Raw genomic sequence first — 11653 nt, 5'->3', positions numbered from 1 at the left:
ACGCAACTCTGGTCGATATGCGCGACCGGATCGTCGCGCAAAGGATCGTCGAGCGACTTGACCGACAGCGATGGGCAGCCGGACAGCCGCATGCAGGCATGGTCACCGGTGCAGATGTCCTCATCGACGCCGAACTTCGGTTTCATGACACGGGTCCCGCCCTTGATCGCCTTGTCGACCAGCGGCTTTTCGCGGCGCTGGCGGTTGAGCATGCATTCGGACGAGGCGACGATGACTTTCGGCCCCTTCTCCTCCGTCGTCAGCGCCTCGCGCAGCGTGTCCTGCATCTTGGTCACGTCATAGGTGCGGTTGACATGGCGCAGCCATTTGACGCCCATGCCTTTGACCGCCTCGGTGATCGGATGCTTCGTCGACTTGGTCTTGTTGCCGGCGCGGGATGAGAGGATGTCCTGGCCGCCGGTGGCGGCCGAGTAAAAATTATCGACGATGACGATGACGCCGTCGTTCTTGTTGAACACCGCGTTGCCAATTGAGGAGGTCAGGCCGTTGTGCCAGAAGCCGCCGTCGCCGACGAAGGAGATGGACCGCCGCTTGGCATCAGGCGAATTGAAGGCCGAGGCGGAGGCCGGGCCCAGCCCGTAGCCCATGGTGGTGGCGCCGAGCTCGAAAGGCGGCATGATCGAGAACAGATGGCAGCCGATGTCGGAGGCGATGTGATGCTTGCCTAGCTCCTGCTCGACCAGTTTTGTCGCGGCAAAGATCGGCCGTTCCGGGCAGCCGATGCAGAAGCCCGGCGGACGGCCCGGCACGACATTGATGAGGTCGGCGGCATCAACGCCGTCGCCAACCTTGTTGGGCGCGCGCACCTCGCCCGGCAAAAGATGCGGCGCCTCGGCGCGCAGGAAGGCGCCGATGCCGTCGAGCATGACCTGGCCGGTATATTCGCCGGCCATCGGCAGGTGCTCCTTGCCGACCAGCCTGGTGCCTCGACCGGCCTTGTGCAGCATCGAAGCAAAGGCCTGTTCGATGTAGTTGGGCTGGCCTTCCTCGACGACCAGCACCGACTGCTTGCCCTCGCAGAACGACAGGAACTCGTCATCGATCAAGGGATAGACGGCATTGAGCACATAGAGCGGCACGTCGGTGTCGCCATAAATGTCGGCAAGGCCGAGCCGCTGCAGCGCGCGGATGACCGAATTGTACATGCCGCCCTGCATGACGATGCCGACCGAGCCATGGTCCGAGCCGAAGAACTCGTTGATCTTGTTCTTGGCGATGAAGTCGACCGCCGCCGGCCAGCGTTTCTGCACCTTCTCCTTCTCATGCAGGAAGGAGGCGGGCGGCAGCACGATGCGGCCGGTGTCGCGGCGCGGCGCGTCGAGGGCATCGGCGACCGTCATCGGCGGTCGCTTGTTGTCCTTGGCGATGAAATGGCCATGCACGTGGCAGCAGCGGATGCGCACCTGCAGCATGACCGGCGTGTTGGAAATCTCCGACAGCTCGAAACCATCCTCCACCGCCTTGACGATCGATGGCAGGTTCGGTCGCGGGTCGAGCAGCCACACCTGGCTTTTCATGGCGAAGGCATGGCTGCGCTCCTGCATGATCGAGGAGCCCTCGCCATAGTCTTCGCCGACGATGATCAGCGCGCCGCCGGTGACGCCGCCGGAGGCGAGATTGGCGAGCGCGTCGGAGGCAACATTGGTGCCGACGGTCGACTTGAAGGTCGCCGCACCGCGAATGGGATAATGCACTGACGCCGCCAGCATGGCGGTGGCAGTGGCTTCCGAGGCGCTGGCCTCGAAATGCACGCCGAGCTCGCCCAGAATGTCCTGCGCGTCGGCCAGCACGTCCATCAGGTGACTGATCGGCGCGCCCTGATAGCCGCCGACATAGCCGACGCCGCATTGCAGCAGCGCCTTGGTGATGGCGAGAATGCCTTCGCCGGCAAACTCCTCGCCGGCACCGAGCCTGAGTTTTTCGACTTCCCTGGCAAAAGACCGTTCGGCCATTCTTTTTCTCCCTTCCGTTACCGCCAGCGCTGGCGGCGCGTAGGTCTAGATGTCGTGCTTGCGAATGTTCTTCAGCATCTTCAAAAGCGTGGCGATGAGTGCGGAATATTCGGCATCGTCGATGTCGTCGAACATCGCTTCGAACGCGTCGTGCATGGCCGGCCAGGCGCGGGTGAACTCGGCGCGGCCCTCGTCGGTCAGGAACACATGGCGGATTCGGCTGTCGGTGACACCCTGCTCGCGTCGCACCAGACCCTGGCGCTCCAGCGTATCGAGGGTCCGGCTCAAGGTCGATTGCTCGATGACCGTATAGACCGAGAGGTCGTTGACGGTGATACCGTCGGTGACCGACAGCACGGCGAGCGTGCGGACCTGCGGGATGGTCAGGCCCTGCTTGCGGAAATCGTCGCGCAAGGTGGCGTTGTAGCGGCCCATGATGCGGTTCATCAGATAGGGCGCGAATTGCTGCAGCCCGATCTGCCCCAGGGTCGAAATGCGCTGGCGCTTTTCCGCGACCTTCTCTTCCATCACAGCCTCCCCGCCAGGAGAAATCCGGAACCGCCGCCTAGACCCGCACCCGGGTGGGTCGAGGCGCCGATATGGTAGAGACCCTTGATGCCGGTCTGATGGTTGCGGCTGGTCTTGAACGGCCGCCACAGGAAAGACTGGTCGATGGTCGAGGAACCGCCATAGGGGTCACCGCCGACCAGGTTGATGTTCATCGCTTCGAGATCGGCCGGCGAATAGGCGCGGCGCGCGATGATGCTGTCCTTGAAGCCGTCGATATGGCTGGCGAGGATCGCTTCGGCGCGATCGGCATAGGCCTCGCGCAACGCGTCGGTCCATTGCCCGTCGGCCGGGGCCTGCAGTTTGCCTGCGGCGTCGCCCTTGATAAAGCGAGGCGCCTCTGGCAGCTGCAGCCACAGGATCGCCTTGCCCTCCGGGCAGCGCGACGGGTCGAGCGCGTGCGGCTGGCCGACGCAGATGGTCGGCACCTCCGGCAGCATGCTGCGCGCCGCCTCGTTGCAGGCCTTCGATACGCCGTCCAGTCCAGGGGTCAGATGCAGCAGCGCCACCTTGTCCAAGCCATCGCCCCGCCATGCCGGCGGCTTGTCGAGGGCATAGTGGATCTGGAAATTGCCTTTGCCGTAGCGGTACTTTTGCGTCGCCTCGACATCGGCTTTGGGTGCATCCGCGCCAAGCAGCCTGCCATAGAGCTGCGTTGGCGTAACCGAGCAGATGACGCTCTTGTCGGCATTGATTGTCTCGCCCGAGGCCAGCCGCACGCCGGTTGCCCGGCCATTACTTTGAACGATCGAAGCGACATCGGCGCCGGTGCGGACATCGCCGCCGCGTTCTCGGATCAAAGCCTCGAAGGCGGCAAGCAGGTTCATAGCGCCGCCCTTGACGATAGGGGCTCCGGCCGCCTCCAGCGCGAAGGCGATGACCTTGGCGATCTGGCCGGAGAAGGCGTCCTCGGGTCCAAGCCCGGCATGCAGTACCCAGGGTGCCCACAGCGCGCGGATGGTTTCGGACCGGTAGGTGTTTTCGAGCCAGCCGCGCGCCGGCACCAGAGCTTCGCCGAGGAAGGCGGCAAGGCCGCGCGGGCCACGCCGCCAGCCATCACCGGCAAGCAGCTTCGCTGTCGGGTAGGACCACAGGCTGCCGCCGAGCAAGCCGAACAGCAGGCCGGCATTGCGTTCGATGCCGCCGACATCATCCGCGTGCCGGTCACCGTCGCCTGCCGCGATTGCATTGAGGGCGGCGATGTTGGCGGCACGGTCGGTGCTGAGCACGGCATGGCTGCCATCCGGCCGCAGCACGCCCGTCGGCGTGCCCGTGTGGCAGAACTCCAGCCCGTGGCGCGCGAGATCGGCGCCCAGTGCCGCAAAGGCCGGCGAGGTGATGAACAGCACGAAGGTCGTCGCCATCACATCATGGATGAAGCCGGGTGCGGTGATCTCCTCGGTGCGCAAGCAACCGCCAATGCGGTCGTTGCGATCGAGGACGAGCACACGCGCCCCTTTGCCGCCAAGCATCGCCGCGCAGACCAGCGCGTTGATGCCGCTGCCGACGATGATGTGATCGGGGGCGGTCATTGGCGGTTGCTCTTTGCTTGCGGGCAGTGGAGTTCAATCGCGTGGAATTGCGCTCTACGGCGCCCCCCTCTGGCCTGCCGGCCATCTCCCCCTCTTGGGGGAAGATTGGCAGCTTCGGCGCCCCACTCAATCCTGCAACGTCGCAGATTGGCGAAAACCATTGTGAAGGCCAATCTCCCCCCTTGAGGGGGAGATGTCCGGCAGGACAGAGGGGGGCGCCATAGAGCGCTGGCGCTACAAGCCTGCCACCCTTTACCCACTATTCCAGTTTCGCCTTCGCGCATGATCTTCTCCCGAAGACCCACCTCGCTTTATTGCTTCGACACCAGTGCCAGCGCGCGGATCGGGCTGCCGGTGCCGTGCTCGATCTTGAGCGGCGCCGCGATCAGGATGGCGCCCTTCGGCGGCAGCTGGTCGAGGTTGCAGAGGCTGGCGAGACCGTAGCGGTTGGCCTTGTGCATCAGCGTGTGCGCCGGGAATGGCGGCTCCATGCCACCGGCCTTGCCGGCATCGGTGCCGATCGTCTCCGAGCCCCAGCCCTTGATATCCTTGCTGATCAGGAACTGGATGGCTTCGGCCGTCGGGCCGGGCGTGTGCGGGCCGGTCTCGTTGGCATTGAGGAACTCGGCTTCCGAGCCGTTGCGCTTGTACCAGTCGGTGCGCATCACCACCCATTCGCCGGCATTGATCGCACCGTGCTCGGCTTCCCAGGCCTTGATGTGGTCGACGGTGAGCAGGAAATCGGGGTCGGCGGCGGCTTCCTTCGAACAGTCGATGACATTGACCGGGCCGACGAAATTCTGCGCCGGAATGGTGTCGGTGGCGCCGTCCGGATAATCCTTGCCGCTGATCCAATGCTGCGGCGCGTCGAAATGCGTGCCCGAATGTTCGCCGAGCTTCAGCCAGTTCCAGGCCCACCACGGACCGTTCTTGTCGTAACGGGAGATGTTGTGGATCTCGACCTTCGGCGTGTCGACGGCGAGTTCCGGCGGCAGCTTGATCAACGGCGTGTCCGGCCCGAGCGGCGCCGACAGGTCGACCACCTTGATGGCGCCTGAAAGAAGCTGGCCGGCGACTTCGCCGAGGAGTTTTTGCGTGTCCATGGTTTGAAGTTCCCTCTTTCGTGTGATGATCAAGGCTCGTCTCGGCCCTTAATATCCTACTAGACGAAAACATATGCATCTGCAATTATCTTTAAGCATAAAGGAAATGGGGACGGGGCGTGAGCGAGTTCGACGCCATCTTTGTCGGGGCGGGCCACAACAGTCTGGCATGCGCCGCGCATTTGGCGCTCAAAGGCTGGAAAACAGGGGTTTTCGAGCGCGGCGCGATAATCGGCGGCGCCGTCCAGACGCGCGAATTCACCCTTCCCGGCTTCCGCCACGATTTCGGCGCGATGAACCTCAGCCTCTTCGCCGGCTCGGCCTTCCACCGGAAATATGCAAATGAATTGAAAGCGCAGGGGCTGGAGTTCGCCCCGGTCGCCGACTGTTTCGCCAGCGCATTCCCTGACGGGCGCTGGTTCGGCGTCAGCAACGATCTGGAAAAGACGGCCGCGCGCATCGCCGCCTTCTCCGCCGCCGACGCCGCCACATGGCGCAGGCTGGTCGCCGCCTTCCCGGCGGAGGCCGAACACCTGTTCCGGCTGCTGGGTTCGCCGATGAGTGCCCGCGCGCTTGCCGGCACGGCGTGGAACCTGTGGCGCAAGAAGGGCATCGCCGGTTCGCTCGATACGGGCCGGCTGCTGCTGTCCTCACCCCGCGCCTGGCTGGAGGAAACTTTCGAGTCGCCGCATATCAGGGCAACGCTCGCCACTTGGGGCATGCATCTCGACTTCGCCCCGGATATCGCCGGCGGTGCCGTGTTCCCCTATCTGGAATCGATGGCCAACCAGAGTTTCGGCATGGTGCTGGGCAAGGGCGGCGCCGATACCATCATCCGTGCCCTCTCTGGCATGGTGACCTCCGCCGGCGGCAAGATCGTCACCGGCGCCGAAGTCGCCGAGATCACGGTTTCCGCCGGCAGGGCGACCGGCGTACGGCTCGCTTCGGGCGAGTCGCATACCGCCACCAGGGCAGTCATTGCCGGCGTCGCGCCCAAGGCGCTGACGGGCAGATTGCTGCCCAATGGTTCGGGCGACGCCGGCTTCGACACGGCGATGCAGAAATTCCGCCATGCGCCAGGCACGATGATGATCCACCTGGCGCTGGACGATTTGCCGGATTGGCGTGCCGGAGCGGAGCTTCGGCAGTTCGCCTATGTGCATCTGTCGCCGTCGCTCGACGCCATGTCGCGCACCTATCAGCAGGCCATGGCGGGCATGCTGCCGGACGAGCCTGTGCTGGTGGTCGGCCAGCCGACGGCGATCGACCCGTCGCGGGCGCCTCAGGGAAAGCATGTGCTGTGGGTGCAAGTGCGCATGCTGCCGGCCGAAATCCTGGGCGATGCCGCCGGCAAGATCGCACCGGACCATTGGGACAAGGTCAAGGAGGTCTACGCCGAGCGTGTCCTCGACATCATCGAGACCTATGCGCCCGGCCTGCGCAACAAGATCCTCGGCCGCGCCGTCTTCTCGCCCATCGACCTCGAGCGTGAGAACCCGAATCTCGTCGGTGGCGACCAGGTCTGCGGCAGCCATCATCTGGCGCAGAACTTTTTATTCCGCCCGGCGCGCAACTATGCCGGCTGGAACACGCCGGTGGCGCATCTGCACCTCACTGGAGCCGCGACATGGCCGGGCGCCGGCACAGGTGCGGCGTCGGGCTTCATGCTCGCACAACAGCTTGGCGGGAGGTAGGAGCCGGAGATTTCCTTGAGGCTACGAGGGGCAAGGCGCTGCTGCCCAAGAAGCCTGAACCGATGACATGAAGACGCCGCGCAGAAACAAAACCAACAAGGGGAACGACCATGACAATCAACAGACGTGAATTGCTGGGATACAGCGCCGCGGCACTCGGGGTGGCCGCCGTCGGCCTGCCGCAGATCGCTAGGGCGGCCGCCGGCGAACTGACCATCGCCTACAACGTCAACCTGCCATCCTGGGATCCAACCACCGGCCCGTCGGCCGTCAACCCGACCATCCAGGGGCTTTACCAGTCGGTGTTCGATCAATTCATCCCGCAGAAGCCCGATTTGTCCTTCGCGCCCGGCCTGCTCACCGAATGGGGCTGGAACGACGACCGCACCAAGATCATGATGACGGTGCGCGAAGGCGTGACCTGGCATGACGGCTCGCCGTTCACGGCCGAGGACGTCGTCTGGTCGCTACAGCGGGCAGGCGACGAAAAGACCGGCAACCCGATCCAGTTCGTCTGGAAGAACGTCAACAACTTCAAGATCGACGGCAACAAGATCACCGGCGACGTCGTGCAGTTCGACCCGGTCTATTTCAAATGGATGTCGTTCCTGACCGGCTACATCATGCCGAAGGCCTATTACGAGAAGGTCGGCGCCGAAGGTTTCGAGAAGGCGCCGATCGGCACCGGCCCCTACATGGTGGAAAAGTTCGAGCGCAACGCTTTCCTGCGGCTCAAGGCAAACCCGAACTACTGGGGCGGCAAGCCGGCCTTCGAGAATGTGACGATCAAGTTCGTCGCCGACGCGGCAAGCCGCGTCGCCGAGATCGAATCCGGCTCCTCGCAAGTGACGCTCGAAATCCCCTACGAGGAGTATGACCGGCTGATCGCCAAGGACGGGCTGGCCGGCTCGTGCAAGAACGTTTCCGACATCGGCATGATCTTCTTCAACGACATCGAGGCGATGCTGGACAAGAACGTCCGTCAGGCCGCCGTGATGGCCGTCGACAAGAAGCTGCTGGTCGATCGCCTGCTGCGCGGCTACGGACAGCCGATCGATACGCTGGAAACGCCGGAATACGCATCCTACGACGCGTCGATCAAGGTCGAGCACAATCCGGAAAAGGCCAAGGAATTGCTGGCTGCCTCCGGCTATTCGCCGGAAAAGCCGGTCAAGTTCACCATCCAGACGACCAAGGGCTTCAAGCCCAAGGACTATGAGATGATCCAGGCGATCGTCGGCATGTGGCGCAAGGTCGGCATCGAGGCGACGATCGAGGTCTACGAGATCGCAAAGCACTACGAACTGCGCGCCGCCGATAAGCTGGCGCCGGCCGCCTTCTACAACTGGGGCAACGCCATCGGCGATCCGACCACCTCGACCGGCTTTGCCATGTACGGCCCGAGCCCGCATTCGGTGTGGGACAGCCAGGATTTGATCGACATGATCAACCCCTTGTGGGGCGAGAAGGACGAGGCCAAGCGCATCGCCGGCTGGAAGGCTGTCGACAAATACATCGCCGAGCAGGCCTATGTGCTGCCGCTGATGCAGTATGCGCAGCCCATCGTCCATGCCAAGGGCGTCAATGTGGTTCAGCATGTGTCGGGCGCACTGCTGCCGGCCCTGATGACCCCGGCCTGAGAGAGTCGAGAAAGGCGCGCTGTCGCAAAGCCGGCATGCCTTCTCTCAACTTGCGCAGGCCCCCTCATCCGGCCCTTCGGGCCACCTTCTCCCCGCTGGGGAGAAGAGACTGGCTCAGCCGTCAGCGACCTCTTCTCCCCTCGGGGAGAAGGTGGCCGCGAAGCGGCCGGATGAGGGGGTTTTCGCTCCATCAGTCGCTTGCACGCAGTAGGCCTACGCCAGAATGCTCCTGCAAAGATTCCTGATCCGTCTGCTGACGATGCTGATCACGCTGTTCGGCGTGGCCATCGTCGTCTTTGTCGTGATCCGCGTCGCGCCCGGCGATCCGATCGCCATGATGCTGCCGCCTGGTGCTACGGATGCCGACATTGCCCGGCTGCGAGCGCTCTACGGCCTCGACAAGACCATCGTGCAGCAATTCTTCATCTGGCTGTCAGGCGTCGCCAGGGGCGATTTCGGCACCTCGATTTCGCTCAGGCAGGATGTGCTGGGTCTCGTCTTCAACCGGCTGCCAGCGACGCTGGAGCTTGCCATCGTCGCGCTTGTGATGGCGGTGGCGCTCGGCGGCACGACGGCAATCATCGGCGCGCGCGAACGCGGCACGGCGGTCGAGGCCGGCATCGACATCGCCAGCGGCGCGGCGCTTTCCATTCCCGACTTCCTGTGGGGCCTGGTGCTGATCCTGCTGTTCGGCGTGCTGGTGCCGATCTTCGACATTTCCGGCCGGGTGTCGCCGCAGCTCGACCTGCCCTTCGTCACCCAGTTTTATCTGTTCGAGAGCTTGCTTCGTCTGCGCCTCGACCTGACCTGGGATCTGCTGAAACACATGCTGATGCCGGCCGTGGCGCTGGCGCTGCCGCTGGCGGCGATCATCTCGCAGCTGCTGAAACAGTCGCTGAAGGAAGTGCTCGACCTCGACTACGTCGTGCTGGCGCGGGTCAAGGGATTCTCGGAAACACAGGTCATCCTGCGCGAAGCGCTGAAGAATGCCGCGCTGCCGACGCTGACGCTGGTCGGCGTGCAGTTCACCTTCCTCATCGGCGGCACCGTCATCGTCGAACGGCTGTTTTCCTATGAAGGCCTCGGCAACATGGCGATCGACGCCGTCATCAACCGCGACCTGCCGCTGATCCAGGGCATCGTTCTGGTCTTCGCGCTGCTGTTCGTGCTGATCAACCTCAGCGTCGACATGATGTACGCACTGCTCAATCCAAGGCTGCGCCATGGATGAGGGCCGCGCTCAAAGACGAGCTGTGTCGCCGCGTCTGTGGCTGGCCGGCGGCTGGCTGCTGCTGGCGCTTCTGGCGGCAATCTTCGCGCCGCTGGTCGCGCCGCAGGATCCGCTGGCGCAGGATTTGATGCTGGAACGGTTGCCGCCGTTCTGGATGGCCGGCGCCGAACCCGGCTATTGGCTCGGCACCGACAGCCTCGGCCGCGATCTGTTGTCGCGACTGATCTTCGGCGGCCGCATCGCCTTCATCGTCGCTTTCGCCGCGGCCATCGCCGCCTGCCTGGTCGGCTCGATGCTGGGGCTCATAGCCGGCTATTTCGGCGGCTGGGCCGACCGCATCATCTCGCGCATCGTCGATGTCTGGATGGCATTTCCGCCGGTGCTGTTCGCCATCCTTTTGGTTGCGGTGCTCGGCACGGGCTTGAGTTCCGTCATCCTGGCCATCGCCATCATCGACTGGACGCGTTTCTGCCGGGTGATCCGTGCCGAGACGATGGGCCAGTCGCGCATGGATTATGTCGAGAATGCCCGCATCGCCGGCTATGGCCGCATCGGCATCATGCTGCGCGAAGTGCTGCCCAATGTGGTGCCGTCAATCGTGGCGCTGCTGTCGCTGGAAATGGGCATCGCCGTCATCGTCGAGGCGATCCTGTCCTTCGTCAATCTGTCGATCTCGACCGACGACCCGACCTGGGGCGGCATCATCGCCGAGGGCCGGCTGTCGATCCATCAGGCCTGGTGGGTGCTGGTGTTCCCGCTGATCACGCTCATCCTCACCGTGCTGTCGTTCAGCCAGTTCGGCGAGGCGCTGAAGACGCGTTTCGATCCGGTGCTGCGATGAACGCCTGTCTCGACATCAGGGATCTGAGCGCCGTGCTGCCCAACGGCCAGCGCGTATTGCGCTCGGTGTCGCTTGCCGTTCAGCCCGGCGAGGTCCGCGCGCTGGTCGGCGAAAGCGGCGCCGGCAAGACGATGATCGGCAAGGCGGTGCTCGGTGTGCTGCCGTCGAGCGTGCGCATCGTCGAAGGCGACATGCGGCTCGAGGGCGAAGACCTCGGCAAATTGCAGCCCAAGGCGCGGCGCACGCTGATTGGGGCACGCACGGCGCTAATCCCGCAGGACCCGCTGACCGCGCTCAACCCGTCGCGCCGCATCGGCTCGCAGATGACCGACCGGCTGGTGCGCATCCTCGGCTGGAGTGGCGAGAAGGCCGATACCCGCATTCGCCAGTTGCTCGACGAGGTGCAGATCCGCGACCCCGACCGCGTGCTCAAAAGCTATCCGCACGAACTGTCCGGCGGCATGCGCCAGCGCGTGCTGATCGCTGCCGCCTTCGCCGCCGAGCCACGGCTGATCGTCGCCGACGAGCCGACCACGGCGCTCGACGTCACCGTGCAGAAGCAGATCCTGCGGCTGATCGCACAATTGCAGCGCGAGCACGGCACCGCGATCCTGTTCGTCACCCATGATCTCGGCGTCGTCGCCAAGATCAGCCAGAGGGTCTCGGTGCTCTATGCCGGCAAGGTGGTGGAGGAGGCCGAGACCGCAGCGCTCTTCGCCGCGCCGCAGCACCCCTACACACGGGCGCTGATCGCGGCGACGCCACGCTACACCGATCCTTTCGCCTCGCTAAGACCGGTGGACGAGGCGGTGCTGGCCGGACTTGCTTCGGAGATCGCTGCCGCCGACCAAGTCTGGAGGCGGCCGCATGGTTGAACCGTTGTTCTCCGTGCGCGGGCTGAAGGTCGCGCTGCCCGACATGACGCGCAAGCCGCTGATCGGCCGCGCGCCATTGGTCGAAATCCTGAAGGGCCTGGACTTCGACCTGCCGCGGGGCTCGGTGACCGGCATTGTCGGCGAATCCGGTTCGGGCAAGTCGACGCTCGGCCGCGCGCTGGTGCGCCTGCTGGAGC

General features: G+C 64.5%; 10 protein-coding genes. 6 read left to right on the top strand and 4 right to left on the bottom strand.

Going from position 1 to position 11653, the window contains the following annotated elements; translation table 11 throughout:
- The 4 genes from EN949_RS27270 to EN949_RS27250 form a co-directional block, all read right to left on the bottom strand.
- On the bottom strand, window positions 1–1973 hold a 1973-nt coding region (locus EN949_RS27270), incomplete at its 3' end, for an indolepyruvate ferredoxin oxidoreductase subunit alpha (protein WP_164782554.1).
- Between the two features lie 45 nt (window positions 1974–2018).
- A complete protein-coding gene (locus EN949_RS27265; protein ID WP_024503406.1) occupies window positions 2019–2501 on the bottom strand; it encodes a MarR family transcriptional regulator in 483 nt (160 codons plus the stop codon).
- Window positions 2501–4072: an NAD(P)/FAD-dependent oxidoreductase gene (locus EN949_RS27260; protein ID WP_024503405.1), complete on the bottom strand. Its 1572-nt coding sequence runs from the start codon at window positions 4070–4072 to the stop codon at window positions 2501–2503. Before EN949_RS27260 ends, EN949_RS27265 begins: the two co-directional genes overlap by 1 nt.
- A gap of 311 nt (window positions 4073–4383) precedes the next feature.
- Window positions 4384–5175: a cyclase family protein gene (locus EN949_RS27250; RefSeq protein ID WP_024503404.1), complete on the bottom strand. Its 792-nt coding sequence runs from the start codon at window positions 5173–5175 to the stop codon at window positions 4384–4386.
- Between the two features lie 119 nt (window positions 5176–5294).
- Here EN949_RS27250 and EN949_RS27245 point away from each other — a divergent pair, with 119 nt between their 5' ends.
- From EN949_RS27245 to EN949_RS27220, 6 genes are all read left to right on the top strand, one after another.
- On the top strand, window positions 5295–6869 hold the full coding sequence (locus EN949_RS27245) for an NAD(P)/FAD-dependent oxidoreductase (RefSeq protein WP_127370739.1): 1575 nt from the start codon (window positions 5295–5297) through the stop codon (window positions 6867–6869).
- A 110-nt stretch (window positions 6870–6979) separates the two neighbouring features.
- A complete protein-coding gene (locus EN949_RS27240) occupies window positions 6980–8509 on the top strand; it encodes an ABC transporter substrate-binding protein (RefSeq protein ID WP_027161803.1) in 1530 nt (509 codons plus the stop codon).
- Window positions 8510–8732: 223 nt separating this feature from the next.
- Window positions 8733–9740, top strand: coding sequence for an ABC transporter permease (locus EN949_RS27235; RefSeq protein ID WP_127366625.1), 1008 nt, complete (start codon window positions 8733–8735; stop codon window positions 9738–9740).
- Complete coding sequence (locus EN949_RS27230) at window positions 9733–10581, top strand: ABC transporter permease (protein WP_013527973.1); 849 nt, start codon at window positions 9733–9735, stop codon at window positions 10579–10581. The genes EN949_RS27235 and EN949_RS27230 overlap by 8 nt, the downstream gene beginning before the upstream one ends.
- Window positions 10578–11456 carry an ABC transporter ATP-binding protein gene (locus tag EN949_RS27225; RefSeq protein WP_127366624.1) on the top strand — a complete coding sequence of 293 codons (879 nt, stop codon included), beginning with the start codon at window positions 10578–10580 and terminating at the stop codon, window positions 11454–11456. Before EN949_RS27230 ends, EN949_RS27225 begins: the two co-directional genes overlap by 4 nt.
- A partial coding sequence (locus tag EN949_RS27220; protein WP_127371836.1) for an ATP-binding cassette domain-containing protein occupies window positions 11449–11653 on the top strand: 205 nt, incomplete at its 3' end. The genes EN949_RS27225 and EN949_RS27220, both read left to right, overlap by 8 nt.

This window comes from Mesorhizobium sp. M7A.F.Ca.US.007.01.2.1 (assembly GCF_003998165.1).
Lineage (GTDB): Bacteria > Pseudomonadota > Alphaproteobacteria > Rhizobiales > Rhizobiaceae > Mesorhizobium > Mesorhizobium ciceri.
Note: the sequence above shows the minus strand (reverse complement) of the source record. Positions and strands in the feature narration are given on the sequence as shown.